The 14909-nt window shown below is 40.7% G+C and carries 14 protein-coding genes and 2 other annotated features; of the genes, 4 read left to right on the top strand and 10 right to left on the bottom strand.

Features of this window, described 5'->3' with window-relative positions:
* Nucleotides 1-339: 339 nt before the first annotated feature.
* Nucleotides 340-1005, bottom strand: coding sequence for a class I SAM-dependent methyltransferase (locus tag ABS301_RS22240; RefSeq protein ID WP_349674291.1), 666 nt, complete (start codon nucleotides 1003-1005; stop codon nucleotides 340-342).
* A gap of 91 nt (nucleotides 1006-1096) precedes the next feature.
* Complete coding sequence (locus tag ABS301_RS22245; RefSeq protein WP_349674292.1) at nucleotides 1097-3469, bottom strand: valine--tRNA ligase; 2373 nt, start codon at nucleotides 3467-3469, stop codon at nucleotides 1097-1099.
* Between the two features lie 59 nt (nucleotides 3470-3528).
* Nucleotides 3529-3794 (bottom strand) — a binding site (T-box leader).
* 283 nt (nucleotides 3795-4077) lie between these two features.
* On the opposite strand from ABS301_RS22245, the gene ABS301_RS22250 reads away from it, so the two are divergent.
* From ABS301_RS22250 to ABS301_RS22260, 3 genes are all read left to right on the top strand, one after another.
* On the top strand, nucleotides 4078-4653 hold the full coding sequence (locus ABS301_RS22250) for a 50S ribosomal protein L25/general stress protein Ctc (RefSeq protein WP_349674293.1): 576 nt from the start codon (nucleotides 4078-4080) through the stop codon (nucleotides 4651-4653).
* Nucleotides 4654-4764: 111 nt separating this feature from the next.
* Nucleotides 4765-5457, top strand: coding sequence for an MgtC/SapB family protein (locus ABS301_RS22255; protein ID WP_349669392.1), 693 nt, complete (start codon nucleotides 4765-4767; stop codon nucleotides 5455-5457).
* A gap of 16 nt (nucleotides 5458-5473) precedes the next feature.
* Nucleotides 5474-6361, top strand: a complete 888-nt coding sequence (locus ABS301_RS22260; RefSeq protein ID WP_349674294.1) for a sigma-70 family RNA polymerase sigma factor — start codon at nucleotides 5474-5476, stop codon at nucleotides 6359-6361.
* Between the two features lie 65 nt (nucleotides 6362-6426).
* Here ABS301_RS22260 and ABS301_RS22265 read toward each other — a convergent pair whose 3' ends face one another.
* The 7 genes from ABS301_RS22265 to ABS301_RS22295 form a co-directional block, all read right to left on the bottom strand.
* Nucleotides 6427-6699, bottom strand: coding sequence for a YciI family protein (locus ABS301_RS22265; RefSeq protein ID WP_349674295.1), 273 nt, complete (start codon nucleotides 6697-6699; stop codon nucleotides 6427-6429).
* 18 nt (nucleotides 6700-6717) lie between these two features.
* Nucleotides 6718-7173, bottom strand: coding sequence for a GNAT family N-acetyltransferase (locus ABS301_RS22270; RefSeq protein WP_349674296.1), 456 nt, complete (start codon nucleotides 7171-7173; stop codon nucleotides 6718-6720).
* Between the two features lie 34 nt (nucleotides 7174-7207).
* Nucleotides 7208-8065, bottom strand: a complete 858-nt coding sequence (locus ABS301_RS22275; protein ID WP_349674297.1) for an AAA family ATPase — start codon at nucleotides 8063-8065, stop codon at nucleotides 7208-7210.
* Between the two features lie 45 nt (nucleotides 8066-8110).
* The gene (locus ABS301_RS22280) at nucleotides 8111-9100 is read right to left on the bottom strand and encodes a GNAT family N-acetyltransferase (RefSeq protein WP_349674298.1); all 990 of its coding nucleotides are present in this window, start codon (nucleotides 9098-9100) and stop codon (nucleotides 8111-8113) included.
* The gene (gene rsgA / locus ABS301_RS22285) at nucleotides 9101-10111 is read right to left on the bottom strand and encodes a ribosome small subunit-dependent GTPase A (RefSeq protein ID WP_349674299.1); all 1011 of its coding nucleotides are present in this window, start codon (nucleotides 10109-10111) and stop codon (nucleotides 9101-9103) included. It abuts the gene before it with no gap.
* Between the two features lie 400 nt (nucleotides 10112-10511).
* Nucleotides 10512-11723, bottom strand: coding sequence for a tyrosine--tRNA ligase (gene tyrS, locus ABS301_RS22290; RefSeq protein WP_349674300.1), 1212 nt, complete (start codon nucleotides 11721-11723; stop codon nucleotides 10512-10514).
* Between the two features lie 111 nt (nucleotides 11724-11834).
* Nucleotides 11835-12087, bottom strand: a binding site (T-box leader).
* A 78-nt stretch (nucleotides 12088-12165) separates the two neighbouring features.
* Nucleotides 12166-13215 carry a glycoside hydrolase family 5 protein gene (locus ABS301_RS22295; RefSeq protein WP_349674301.1) on the bottom strand — a complete coding sequence of 350 codons (1050 nt, stop codon included), beginning with the start codon at nucleotides 13213-13215 and terminating at the stop codon, nucleotides 12166-12168.
* Nucleotides 13216-13353: 138 nt separating this feature from the next.
* Here ABS301_RS22295 and ABS301_RS22300 point away from each other — a divergent pair, with 138 nt between their 5' ends.
* The gene (locus ABS301_RS22300) at nucleotides 13354-14106 is read left to right on the top strand and encodes a helix-turn-helix transcriptional regulator (protein ID WP_349674302.1); all 753 of its coding nucleotides are present in this window, start codon (nucleotides 13354-13356) and stop codon (nucleotides 14104-14106) included.
* Here the strand turns inward: ABS301_RS22300 and ABS301_RS22305 are convergent.
* Entirely contained in the window at nucleotides 14103-14909 is an 807-nt protein-coding gene (locus ABS301_RS22305; RefSeq protein ID WP_349674303.1) for a flavodoxin family protein, read from the bottom strand. The two genes, ABS301_RS22300 and ABS301_RS22305, sit on opposite strands and share 4 nt — an antisense overlap.

Genomic DNA, 14909 nt, shown 5'->3' on the forward strand with positions numbered 1-14909 from the left:
GGCATAATGCTTTAGCGATCTCAAATAAGACCTGTATCCAGACAGATTGGGTAAAAAGACAAAAAAAAGCATAACTTTACCGTTATGCTTTCAAAATGTCATTCTGGAACAGACATATATTTGGAAGGTATGCGCTTTTGCAATGCAAAAGTCAAGCATTCAGTAAGGCAGATTTATCGGCATGGCAGCCGAAAAAGGGCAGACTAATCACGTAAATCATCTTCGTCTTTCCTTTTCAACTATTTAGTTAGTTGCGATCTCCAATACTGACACACGTAACATACACTTACCTCTCTTTTCTTTATAATAATCTGATATTACCCCATATTATAATATATGTCAATCGTTATCAGGAACCACTTGTTTATAGGCTGCAAGAATGGTGGTATTACCAATACGGAATACCATTTCTACCCTCTCAAATCCGCCTTTTTTTAACATGGCAATCTGATTTGTGACAGTACATGGTGTATCATAATGGTAAAACTCCTCTTCTGGAATGCCCAGCTCATCTCTCAGCCTTTTATTCTCAGCAAAATGAAGATCTTCCTCTTCCTGATCTTCTACCATGTAGTCGCATTCAATGTAACGTCCGTCACCTTTTAGGGCTTCAAAAATTTTCTGATATAACCCGATCTTTGCTTCATGCTTAAAATGATGCATTGTCTGAAATGAAATGGCACAGTCAAATGTATTCCTTTTCAGATCAACATCAAAATAATTTCCGCATATTAAATGCAATTTCCTGTCTGGAAAATTGTGTTTTAATTGATCAAGCATTTCCCTGGTTAAATCAATGCCTGTAACCGAAATATCCGGCAACCTTTTAAAAACCTGTTTTAGCTCCAGACCTGTTCCACATCCCAGATCCAGTAAATCTCTGCATGATACAGAAAGCAGCGATGGGATCAGCGCATAAGCCTGTTCACATCCTTCTACCCCAGAAAGCATGTGCTCTTCATATTCATCAACCCGTGCTGCGAAAAAATCCTCCATCCGTTCCATATTAACCTCTCCTGTCAACGTTTCAATCCCCTTTTCATAAGAATATCGCGGATGGGGGACTCACGCAACCTCAACCTTTTTTCTGAATCATTCAGCTCCTTATTATAACCTTCTTTGCACCGGTACAAGCCTGTATATCCAGCTTTGTAGCTTTAAAAAATTCCCAGAATCTTTTGGGGCTGGTAATAATCAGTTCAGGAATCTCATCTTTCATGGACAGCTGCTTTTCCGTCTTTTCCTTCCGAACCGTTCCGATCAGCTCCTTCACCTCTTCCCCAAATTCCAGATAAGTCTGATTGGCTTCTTTCCATTGCCAAAGCGTCTGGTGGATGGACAACATTTCTTCATGACGCCGATAAAAACCCTGATAAATATACTCAGTTATGAACGGGGTATAAACTGCATATAGCTTCAATATACCAAGCAGACTGTAATACAGCCCATATTGTCCCGAATATCGTTCTTCTACGCCATGCTTTTCCGGCTGATAAAGACGTTCCTTTACGATTTCGATATAGTAATCACAGAAATCCCGCCAGAACAGATCATCAATTTCATGCCTTGCCTGACCAATTTCAAATTCGTCTAAAAGATCTTTTACAACACTGGTGGTTTCATTTACCCGTTCCAGCATCCACCGGTCAATGGGTAGCAGGGTTTCAGGATCAAATTCTTCCTTCTGTTCATAATCATTCAGCTGCATAGTTGCAAACTTCGCCGCATTATAGAGCTTCGTCAAAAATCTCCTGGAACCCTTCATTTCATCTTCACTGAAAAATGTATCTGTACCCAGTTTGTTGCTGGCTGCCCAGTACCGGATTGCATCCGCAGAATAGGTTTCAATAAGTGCAAGAGGTGAATTAGATGCATTGTTTTTTGATTTACTGATCTTCTCCCCTGATTTTGCCAGTACAAACCCGCTGATCATAATGTCCTTCCAGGGAATTTCACCAGTGTGGTAGAGACTTTTTACAATGGTATAAAACGCCCAGGTACGAATGATTTCATGAGCCTGGTTTCTCATTCCCATGGGCATAATCTCTTTGCTTCTGTCATAATCCTCACCATATCCGGCATTGATGAAAGGGGTTACGGAAGACGTTGCCCAGGTATCAAAAACAGCTTCCTCCGGGAAAAACTGTGTGCATCCGCAGCTGCATGCCTTTCCTGGCATTTCTTCCAGTGGATTTACAGGAAGCTGGTCTTCTTCCGCAAAAACAGGTTCTTTGCACTCCTTACAATACCAGACCGGAAATGGAACTCCGAAATACCTTTGTCTGGAAATGCACCAGTCCCATTTTAAATTCTCCACCCATATCTGATATCGCTTTTTCATATGAGCCGGATGCCAGCTGATTTCATCCGCTGCCTTTAGAAATCTGTCCTTTTCCGTCAATACATCAATATACCACTGGTTGGAAGGAATGATTTCCACTGCCTGGCCGCACCGCTCATGAACAGCCACACTATGAGAAACTGCCTCCTGCTTCACAAGCAGATCCCTGCTTTTTAATTCTTCCACCATGGTCCGCCTGGCCAGGGTGACTTCCATTCCCCCGATATAAGGGACTTCCCCGTTTATGGTTCCGTCCGGCAGAATTATTTTCTTATAAGGAAGATGATGGGTCTGGTACCAGGAAACATCTGTAGAATCACCAAAGGTTGCACACATAACAGCGCCCGTTCCTTTTTCCATGGATACCATTTCATCTGCCATAATGGGTATTTCAAAATCATACAGAGGAACTCTGGCCATTTTCCCAATGAATTTGTGATATCTTTCATCCTGGGGATGAACAAAAACGCATACGCAGCCATACAGCAGTTCCGGTCTTGTGGTTGCGATCCGTAAATCTCCCAAAGAAGTTTTAAAATTCAGATAGTGAAAGCTGGATTCCAATTCCAGGGTTTCAAGCTCTGCCTGTGCAATGGAAGTCTGGCACTGGGTGCACCACAAAACAGGTGACTCTTTCCTATAGGCCTTTTTCATCTTTACCAGATTAAGAAATGATCTCTGTGATATTTTCTGAGACAGCGAAGACACTGTCTGATAGCTTAAATCCCAGTCTACACTGAATCCCAGTTTTTGAAACAACCCCCTAAAATCGGTTTCATATTTTTCAATAGTCTCCACACAAATATTCCGAAACTGGCTCCTTGGCAGCTGTCCCGCCCGGATCTTCTTATCCCGTTCCACCAGCCGCTCCGTTGGAAGACCGTTGTCATCAAATCCCAGGGGATAGAATACATCATACCCCTGCATGCGTTTAAACCTGGCTATTATTTCAGCCTGTGTATAGGAAAACACATGACCGATATGAAGGGTTCCGCTGACCGTGGGAGGCGGCGTGTCAATGGAATAAACCGGCCGTTCCTTTCCCTGTCCATACTTGTAAATTTCGTTTTCTTCCCAGAAATTTGTTAACTGCTTCTCTGATTTTTGAAAATCATACTTCTTATCCATGATGGATACCTCCAGTTATGTTTACTACAAAACAGACAAAAAAATACGCCCCAAGCTATGCTTAGGGCGAATTAACGTGTCCGCGGTACCACCTAAATTCAGAAATAATTTTCTGCTCTCAATACAATACGGGAAGATCAAAATCTTCTTCTGATATTGCTTCCCCTGATAACGGTGGGAATCTCCGTTGGAGTCTACTGAGATGAAATCCGTTCAATCCAAAGCTCAAAGGCTACTTCCATGCTTCCATCACGAAGATTTTCACCAGCCATCTTCTCTCTGTTCATCCGGAATCGCATGTACTCCTCCTCGTCAACGCTTTTGTCTGTGTTTGTTATCCTAATTTTAGCACAATTTTTTTCGGTGTCAACGGGAAAATAACTGTTTTTTTATATAATCAGAAAATATTTTCTCACAAACAGCTGAAATTACAATTAATGGATTTGCTTTTTTTCGCTGTCTATGGTATACTTATGTTAATTGAATATAAAAGAACCGTCTATCAGAGAAGGGCTTTTGTTGGTTTCATAGGATTTTGGAACCATTAAAAGCCCTTCTTTTTCAATAGCGGCCCAATGTATTCAAAAAATTTTACGAGGAGGATCACAATGGATACTATTACAGTGGAAAAACGTAATGAACAATTAAAAGCAAAACAATTGCGGAGAAAAGGCATTGTGCCTTGCTGCATCTTTGGAGGCAGTCTTCCCAACTCCATCTCAATTCAAATGGAGGAAAAAACTGCAGAAAAACTGCTTCGTAAGCAGAGGCTTGGAAGTAAAATTCAGCTTAAATTAGAAGACCAGACAATCGTAACTCAGATTAAGGACAGCAGCAGATGCTTTACAGATAGTAAGATCGAGCACATTAACTTCCAGGCTCTTGATCCAAAGACAAAGGTGAACAGCCTGGCACACGTTATATTAGAAAATGCCGAATTTGTTACCGGAGTCTTAGATAAGATGCTGATGGAAATCCCATATGCTTCTTTACCAGAAGACATGATTGATACTGTTACTGTAGATTTAGAGGGTAAGCCAATTGGTACGATCATAACAGTGGCTGATATTCCTGAATTCTTAAGTGACCGCATTGAGCTTCAGGTGGAAAAAGACAGCATTATTATTAGAATTTCTGAAAAGAAATATGCTGCTGCAAAGGATGCAGAGCAGGCAGCCCAATAACGGATACATAAAATAAGGGTGCTTCTATTAAGAGCCTTGATTGTCAATTTGCAATAAGACATGAGAGGCTCTGTGTTTTATTTAAAAAAAGAGGTGTAAAAGGTGCCATATATGAATCAGTGTTCCTCTTATCTGCAGGAAATAAATATTTTCTCCATTATAGTGAGACTGGGAATGTCGCTGATCGTCGGTGGTATATTGGGAACAGAGCGGGGGCTGCGAAACCGTCCCGCCGGTTTTATGACTTATGTACTGGTGTGTATCGGTTCCACAATGGTCATGCTTACCAATCAATATATCGCAGTTACTAATCCTGGAACCGACCCGACCCGGTTAGCCGCACAGGTCGTGAGCGGAATCGGCTTCCTGGGTGCCGGTACCATCATTGTCACCAGAAATGATGAAATTCGGGGTCTTACCACTGCTGCCGGACTGTGGCTGGCGGCTGGACTTGGAATTGCCATTGGAACGGGCTTTTACTCCGGCGCTGTTATCGGTATGTTCTTTTCGATCTTCGCATTGATTGTATTAAAAAAAGTAGATATCTATATCAAACAGCACGCAAAAAGCATGGAGGTTTATCTGGAACATAATTCTCAATTTTCTCTGCGGAAGCTATCCGATTTTGCATGTGAAAACCACTTTGTTCTGTATGATATGCAGCGGGGAAAAGTAAAAACGTTAGAGGAAGAATTCGGAACACTTATTTTTACAGTTGGCACTTCCCAAAAGTTCAATCATTCTGATGTACTGGAAAAAATATATACATTAGAGGGAATTGAATACGTACGGGAGATTTCATAGATACAGGGAGGATCAGATGTCGGAAACAGAACAGCAGAATGTAGATACAGCAGTTTTAGAAAAACAACTTGATTCAAATATAGACGATTCCATTAAATTGTATTTATTACAGGCAGGGGAAGCGCCTTTACTGACCAGGGAAGAAGAATATGATCTTGCCAGGCTCTGCGCACAGGGCGATCAAAAGGCGAAAGAAACTCTTATTTGTTCGAATCTAAGGCTTGTAGTCAGTATTGCAAAAAAGCATGAAGCATATGTTCAATCCCTAACCCTGCTTGACCTCATTCAGGAGGGCAATATCGGCCTTATGAAAGCTGTGGAGCGTTATGATTATAAACTGGGATACCGTTTTTCCACCTACGCCACATGGTGGATTCGTCAGGCTGTCACCCGGGGAATCGCAGAACAGGACAGAACCATACGACTGCCGGTGCATTACAAAGAAGATGTTAACATGATCAATCAACTCCTGCGCCGGCTTAATCAGGAACAGGAATCCTTTACAACCAAGGATATATCCGATATCACAGGACTTTCGGTTGATAAAATAGAGAGGATTATGGTGGATTCTGCATCAGTTATATCACTGGATACCCCCATTGGCGATGATAACGCAAGTTTTTTAGGTGATTTTATTGAGGATAAAACCATATTATCTCCGGAAGAAAGTGTATCTGATATTATGTTAAGAGAAGAAATCAATAAGCAATTACAATCTCTAAAACCGAGAGAGCAGGTCGTGGTAAATATGAGATTTGGTCTCAACGGACATATGCCCCATACTCTGGAAGAGGTAGGAGATCATATTGGTGTTACAAGAGAGCGAATCAGGCAGATCGAGGCCCGGGCCTTACGCACCCTTCGTCTCCCGAACCGCAGAAAATTCCTGGTTGATTTTATATAGACCTGACAAGATAAGGCAGACAGTTTAAACACTGTCTGCCCTTCTATTATCATCTTTTATTAAACTTATAACAAATAATTATTTTCTTCATTGGCCACTTCCAATGTCCTGATTTCAAATGTTTTACATCCCGATGAAATAAAAGGGTCTGCCTTTGCAATGCTTGTGGCTTCTTCCAGATTCTCAGCCAGGTATACAACCATCCCACCCGGATAATCGCTAAACGGTCCGCAAAGCACGAGTTTCCCCTGGCTTTTCAGACTTTTTAAATGCGCTACGTGTTCCTTAATTAATTCTTCATTCAAAGGCTTTTGATTTTTCATGAAATAAACATACATGGTACTATCTCCTTTCATTTACCGTTCCATTACAAAGTGGACCAGCTGGACATTCCCATCCATCTGAGTCCCATCAATTTTAAATGCTAATTTTTTTGTATAGAAATTAACGTTTTCTTCTTTATCCGCCGGCGTGATTAAAGTAATCTTCTTCCAGTCCGAATATTGATCCAACATAAATTCAAATGCCCGTGAGCCGATTCCCTTCCCCTGATATTGTGGGATCACACAAAGACAGCTAAGATAATATTCTCCGTTTCCCAAAACTTCTACAGCAATGACACCAACAGCCTTATCATCACAGTAAATAATCTCTTTCGGGAACTTTTCCAGGGAATTCTCCATATGTTCTCTGGATCTTCCATAAGCGGGGCATTCCCCATATCTGACATAATCGTCGTAGAATGCTTCATTATATATTTGAACTAATAAATCAGCATCTTCCTTTTCTGCTTTTCTATATGATAAATTCATGGTTATTCCTCCTGATATTATTTATATTTTTCTCTTACAAAAACTCTTTTTCATGCTTTTTAAAAAATTGATAATAAGCCTGTACATTAGACAGCTCCGTCCATTTTTTAATATCAACTGGATTCTCATCCATATCGTAAATCTTTGCCCCTCTCATGGATAGAAGAAATGGAGAATGTGTCGCAATAATAAACTGACAATGAAAAAAACGCGCCGAATCTTCTAAGAATTTCAGCAATTCCTGCTGCCGTGCCGGCGATAAACTGTTTTCCGGCTCGTCCAGTAAATACAGACCATTTTCCTTAATCTTTTCACAAAAATACAGATAAGCACTTTCTCCATTGGAATGCTCTCTTACATTCCCCATCAGGTTCTTTCTGATATAACGGGACTGGGTATTACTCCGGGACATATTAACCTTCTTAAGCTTTTCATAATCATCCAGAGATTTCATCTGAAAACTGGAGTACTTTGAGTCCAGATATTCATCAAACAGCTTATCCCGTTTTTGATGTATCCCCTCATTTAAAGACCTGATATTAAGCATAAAGTCAAAGACATCGTCGCTGGTAATAATCCGGCTGTCTCTTGTGACCGGTTCTTCCGCCTCATAAGAACAAAGATCCGTATAGTCCTTAAAAAAATTAGAGCGGTTGTAGAGGGCTTCCCGGGTAAGGCAAAGCTTCTCTGCAATTACGTTTAAAGCTGTTGTCTTACCCGACCCATTCCCACCATATAAAATCGTAACCGGCTCAAAATCCAGCCTGGTCAGATGATTCTTTGATAGAATCTGAAATGGATAAAAGGTATCATAACAAGTTCGTTTCAATCCCATCGTAAAGCTGTATTCACTTTCTATACCGGGAAATGAAAATTGTGACAGATAAATCATTTGTAAACTCCCCCCTTTGTTAACTTTATCCACTATTGTACTATTTTACAGGTGAGATATCCACTCCTTTTTCAGATAAGATTCATAGCCAATGACCCGTTCATCAATCCTGCGATGATAGCTGTAAGTGTAATTTTTAAAATGCTTTCCCCAGAAGCGGAGTGCGTTGGGATTTAATGTCTCACAATCCACCCCCAGATACGTAATCCCCTCCTTTTTACACACATTGCAGACATAGCCCAGCAAATCATCCGCCACCTGTTTTCCCCGATATTCCTCTTTCACGAATGCACCGCAGATATTGTACATGGAATTAGTTTCGCTGATAAATGTTTCACCTTCATCACAAATTGACAGATACCCGATTACCTCTTCCCCTTTCAACGCAGCAAATATACGTGATTGCTCTTTGGGAAGGTGCATCATATATTGGCGGATATCAGTAGGAAAAAAAATAGGAGAACCGGACATATGCTTTACTAATCCGTTTCTTAAATCAAGAACACGTTTCTTTTCCTCTCCAAGAAGCTCTTTAAATGTAACACCATCTTGTGATGTTTTTCTTACTTCAAATCCCTCCAAATCCATAACAGCATCGCTGCATCGGATTCCAAAACCGTTTAATACCAGTGACCGGTCCACTACGGAATCGTCAGCATACCGGGTCAGGGCAAAACTGGTAACCTGTGCCTCACCCAATAACGTTTCCATTCCCGCTTCCACCAGTTTGGAGCAAACCCTTCCCCTGTCATTACCGGAAAAAGCATTTCCCCCCAGTGGAGAATAAGCTCCCCGGCAGGTTCCAAAGAACCCCTCTATAGGTCCGGTAAATGCAAGGTACCCAGCCATTTCCCCTTCACACATCGCAACAAAGCCATGTTTTTTTCGAAATAAGCCAGTGATCAATTCTCTCAACTGGTCCGTAACATCAATCTCCGGCAATTGTTTTATCTGCCTGCACTGATTCTCATATTCACCTATTGCTAACTTCAGAGCTTCTTCCACATGCATTTCTTCCGCCTTAACAATCTTCATTTACCATTCTCCCCCAATTTCAATTATTTTTGAAAAACGTTCCTCTTTTTTCTTCCCATTCTTCTTTTTCATCGCAATCTGCTGCCTGCTTTCCTTTGCAGCCTGAAACTTCGACTCTTTTTGGATTTTCTGAAAATTTTTCCACCTTTTATCTGTCAACGCCCCATCTTCCAGCGCATTAACAATTGCACAGCCTGGTTCCCTGTTATGAGTGCAGTTATTAAATCTGCACTGCTTTATCATATCATTGATATCTGTAAAACTGGCATCCATACCTTCATCAACAATCCACATCCCCAATTCCCGCATCCCCGGTGTATCAATGATCCGGGCTCCATTATCCATGACAAACATCTGGCGGTGAGTCGTTGTATGATGCCCTTTTGAATCATCTTCCCTGATTTCTCCGGTTTTCATAATCTCTTTTCCCAGAAGATAATTGGTAAAAGTGGACTTTCCCACTCCTGAAGATCCCAGAAATACGGTCGTCTTTTCAGGCTCCAGATAGTTCTTTAGCTGCTCCATACCTTCACCTGACACAGCACTGACCACACAGACGTCAACCCCTAAAGCAATCTGATTGACCAGTTTCAGTTTTTCCTGCGTATCTTCTGCAATGTCTGCTTTTGTAAGGATAATAACCGGCTTCCCTCCGCTTTGCCAGGAAGCCGTTAAATAGCGCTCCAATCGTTTTAAATTAAAATCATAGTTCAGTGACATCAGAATGAAAACATAATCAAAGTTAGCTGCCACAATCTGCTCTCCCATTCCCACATCAGGATCTTTTCTGGAAAATGCAGATTTTCGTTCCAGTGTCTTAGTAATCAGACTGTCACCCATCGAGTTATACTCCAGTTCCACATTGTCACCAACTGTGGGAAATTCTTCTGCGCAAGAATCCGTAAAATATATCCCTGCTTTTAACTTGGCATACAAATTTTCCCCATTTACGTTTACCTCATAGCGTTCTCTGTGAACCGCTGTGATAAATCCATTCATTTTTTCTTTCAAAAGCAACCTCTCTTCCTGTTCTCTGCTGACACCTATATCTGTCAGCTGTTAAAAAAGGGCATAAAAATGCCGCGGTAATAGCCCCTATGAGCTGTCACTGCGGTTGTCTTTTAAAAAAAGGCACAAAAAAAACACATCTTATGGTGTGTTTAACAGAGTTAAGCGATATAAGAGTCTAAAGGCGGCATATCAAACATGGCTGTCATATGCCCGATATTCAGTTATTCATTAATTACCTCTTTCACAAATAATGCATTTGACATATCACATTCTCCTTTCAACTCCGCTGATGGGTTATTTTGGCAATAACACTTCCAATTAATCTTAAGATAGCACATAATACTCCCATAGTCAATCAATACTTTTTACCTCCCACCAGAATCTGGTGAGAGGTCATCTGTTACTTATTGATTTTTACAAACCTTTTTTTGCCCATTTTCATCACATCACCATTGATCAGTACACTGTCTATTTCATCTACGTTCATCTTTTCGCCATTGATCTGGACTCCGCCTTGCCTGATCAGACGGATAAATTCACTTTTGCTTTTAATAAATCCCAGTTCAATCAGACCTGGAATGCTGTCATTCACCGTATCGTTGTCCAGATCCAAAAGTAGTACGGGGATATCATCTGGTATTGCTTTTTTGCTGAACGCCATCTCATAGTAAGAAATAGCGTTCTTTACTTCTTCCTCTTTGTGGTACAGCCCAGTAATAATTTCTGCTAATTGAAGCTTGATATCCCGTGGATTGACTCCGTTTTCCAAATCCGTTTTCACCCTGTCAATTTCGTCGGGGTGTTCATCTGTTGCCAGTTCATAATATTTCATGATCAGATCATCCGGTACTTCCATCACCTTTTTAAACATTACTTCAGACGACTCGCTAACCCCAATATAATTTCCCAGACTTTTGCTCATTTTCTCCACACCGTCCAGTCCTTCCAGAATGGGCATGAATAAAGCAATCTGCTGGTCTGTTCCCATTGCCTTTTGCAGCGTACGTCCCATTAAAACATTAAAGGTCTGATCTGTTCCCCCCAGCTCGATATCTGCTTTTATTTCCACAGAATCGTAAGCCTGCATTAGTGGGTAAAAAAATTCATGAATCCCAATAGGGACACCGTTTTTATAGCGATTCTGGAAATCATCCCGTTCTAACATCCTGGCAACCGTGGATGTTGCCGCCAGTTTAATAACATCTTCAAAATTCAGCTTTGAAAGCCACTCACTGTTGAATCTCACCATGGTCTTCTCTTTGTCCAGAATCTTAAATATCTGCTCACAGTAAGTTTGTGCATTTTCCTTTACTTTTTCATCGGTCAATGCCACTCTTCCTTTTGATTTTCCTGTAGGATCTCCAATTTTACCGGTAAAGTCCCCGATTATAATAACTGCCTGATGCCCAAGCTCCTGCATCTGTCTGATCTTTCTTAAAACCACAGCATGCCCCAGATGAATATCCGGTGCGGAAGGATCAAGTCCTAATTTAATGACCAGAGGCTTTTCCTGCTTATAAGATTGCTCCAGTTTGACAAGCAGCTCCTCTTTATTCACACACTGGTGAACCCCTTTGCAGATAATACGCATTTGCTCTTTCGGTGTTAACATAACTCAAATTCTCCTTGTAATAGTATTATTAATATTTGCATGTCAGATAAGAAATCCAGAAAACAAAGAGCTGAGTTAAATCAAATAAAAAAACTCCCGTCCTTCTGTTACCAAAAGGACGAGAGTGACTCTCGTGTTACCACCTTAAGTTTATAGACAACTCACATTGTCTACCTCATCGGGTACGGCCGTGGCGATACCCCTGCACCTGATTACGGTGTGCTCTCCGTCGCAGCCTACTTCTTAAATCGGTTCGGTGCGCAGCTCCAAGATGTATTCACACTTTCTATCCATGAGCCTCTCATCAACCGGCATCTTTCTGTTTGGAATTGAAAATGCTACTCTTTCTTTTCATAGCCTTTTCTTATACTCCGAATTATATATAATTCTTTGTAATGCAAATATTTAATTGAACAAATATTAACATGCTTTTTTTGTTTCGTCAAGCCTCAGTTTGGCAGCTGCATAACTGATCCTGGGTCCATATCTGTATTATTTCTTCTCTGATGTCATCATAATGCTTTCCTGTCAGTCCAAAATCCATCTCTTTGTAAGTCCATATGGAACAGCCAATCTGATACTTCTCAAATATATCATGTACGTCACGGAACCATCGCAGTGTATCCGGAACAGGTGCCTGGTCAATCACACCGAACTCCCCACAGTACAGCTGAATGCCTGCTTTTTGTGCGGCCAGTACTGCTCCCTTCACCATTATCTCTAAAAACTCTTTCCCAATTGTCTCAACCGTTGAGTTTAAGACTGCTTCCCCCTGTTCTCCCAGCACGACAGACTGTGAGCGGTAATACTCTATGCTTTCGGGATAGAAAACATCCCTTTGCGGATCCATCTGTTTGACCCAATGAGCTTTTTGATGGGTAAACAAAAGCGGCTCATAAAAGTGAAAGGTAAAGATAATATTTTTATCTTCCGGTTTTTTTAGTAATTTTAATGTACTTGCGCTGTTCCACTGAATTCCCCCATAAATAATGGGTACAAATGAATCAATTTTACGAATTGCCGCCACCGTTATGTCGATCAGGTCATTCCAAAGCAACGCATTTTCCTTCTCAACAACCTCGTTAAGTAATTCAAAGGCCACATTATCGTAGTTTTTAAATTCTGTTGCAATCCTGTCCCAAAGATTCACAAAACGCTCCTGTAAATAGGAATTACGAAACAGATCATTTTTCTGCTCGTTCCCTGCATCATTAAAGTCATAGCCATACGCTTTGTGCAGATCAAGGATCACATCCAGCTTATTTGCCCTGCAACAGTCACAGATACAATGTACCAGCCGGTAACCTTCCTCTTTGGGATTGCCTTCCTGATCTTCCAGAACTTCGTAATCAATGGGAAGGCGGATATGATCAAATCCCCATGCTGCAATCTGCTCAATATCCACTTTTCCGATAAATGTACTGTAATGCTGCATATTGTGAGTGCACTGAGATAAATATCCCCCTAAATTTAACCCTCTTTTCAGTTTCATATCGCTTCACTGCCTTTCCTTTCAGATAATTTTATACTATCTGATCTGACAGGCAAATGATATCATTTTCTTTTCTTTTATATTGTTTTCATGATATAATATCAAAAGGAAATAACGGTGCACTGGAGGGTCTCTCCCATGAATATAAAAAAAGAACTGGCGTTTCAGGAATTTGTAAGAAGAGAAAATAATTTAATCCGCGCTCCTTATACACCTGAGCAGGAATTTTATTCGGTCATAAAATCAGGAAATACCGCAAAAGTTCGGGAACTTTGCCAGGAATCTCTTTTATCAAAGAATGGACTTGGAATTCTTTCGTTTAATCACCTACAAAATATAAAATATCATTTTGTTATCACGGCTGCATTAGTGGCCAGATATTGTATGGAGGGCGGAATGGAACTGTCAACAGCCTACAGTCTCAGCGATTTTTATATACAAAAAGCGGATAGCTGTACGAAACCGGAAGATGTTGCCGCCCTCCATCCCCTAATGTGTCTGGACTACGCAAAACGCATGAAATTTATAAGAAAAAATAAAGCGACCTCAAAACATATAGCGTCATGCATTGACTTTATCTGCGACAACCTCCATACCCGGATCACCATAGAAACACTTGCGTCTGCCATCGGTTTAAACTCCTCCTATTTATCCCGCCTGTTCAAAAAAGAAGTGGGCGTGACAGTCAGTCACTATATCAGGGATAAGAAAATCGAGACTGCCAGTAATATGCTGATTTATTCTGACTATTCCCCCTCGCAGATCTCCTCAATACTGGCATTTCCCAATCAGAGCTATTTCACAGAGATATTTCATAAGAAAATGGGAATGACTCCTCTGAAATATCGAAATCTCAACTTTCGCAATACAGAGATTGGAATTGAGGACTAGGTGCCTGAAGATAATTTTTTTCCAAGCATATCAATGAGTCTTTTCATCACTTTTCCAAAGAGACGTTTTACTGGATTCATATCCACATTAAAAAAGTAAGGAGCATCAATCCAGCCCTTATCACTCCAATAAGTGCGATCTGCATCTGATGTATATATTTTACTTCGCAGACAGTTAAATAGAAATATATCATAAAATGTGGGTACTTTTTTATCGCTCTGCTCCATTTTTTCATACAACTTTTTTGTCAGGCTTTTTATTCTTTTCTGCCCTCTTGCATATACGCTCTTATTAAACTTAAAAACACCTTTGAGCTCTCTGTTTTGGAAATACATTGGGGAAATAATCTGTACATCACCCACCAGATCCATTGCCCAACCGGATACTGTCATCTTTAAGTACTTGTAAACCTGTTTGCTTCCTCCTCCATCTGTGGTAACTACAATAAGTACCGGTTTCCCACAAAGCTCCTGCCTGTGAAATAAATAAGACAAACGATCAATAAAGAGTTTCATCTGTCCCGTAACCTGATAGGCATAGACCGGACTGGACATAATAATTGCATCTGCATTTTTCATCTTCTCTTTTATTGACTCGATCTCATCCTCCTTACAGGGACATAATAATTCACTTTTTTGAAAGCAGATGGCGCAGCCTCTGCATTCTGAAATATTGGACTGACTTAATTGTAGATACTCGAACTCAATCCCAGAATCGTACTTCTTTAATTCATTCCAAATCTCCATGCAGATCAGATAACTGTCTTTCCTCCTGGGACTTCCTGAAATAACCAAAACATTCAT

The sequence above is a fragment of the Lacrimispora sp. genome, from assembly GCF_031982545.1.
GTDB lineage: Bacteria > Bacillota > Clostridia > Lachnospirales > Lachnospiraceae > Lacrimispora.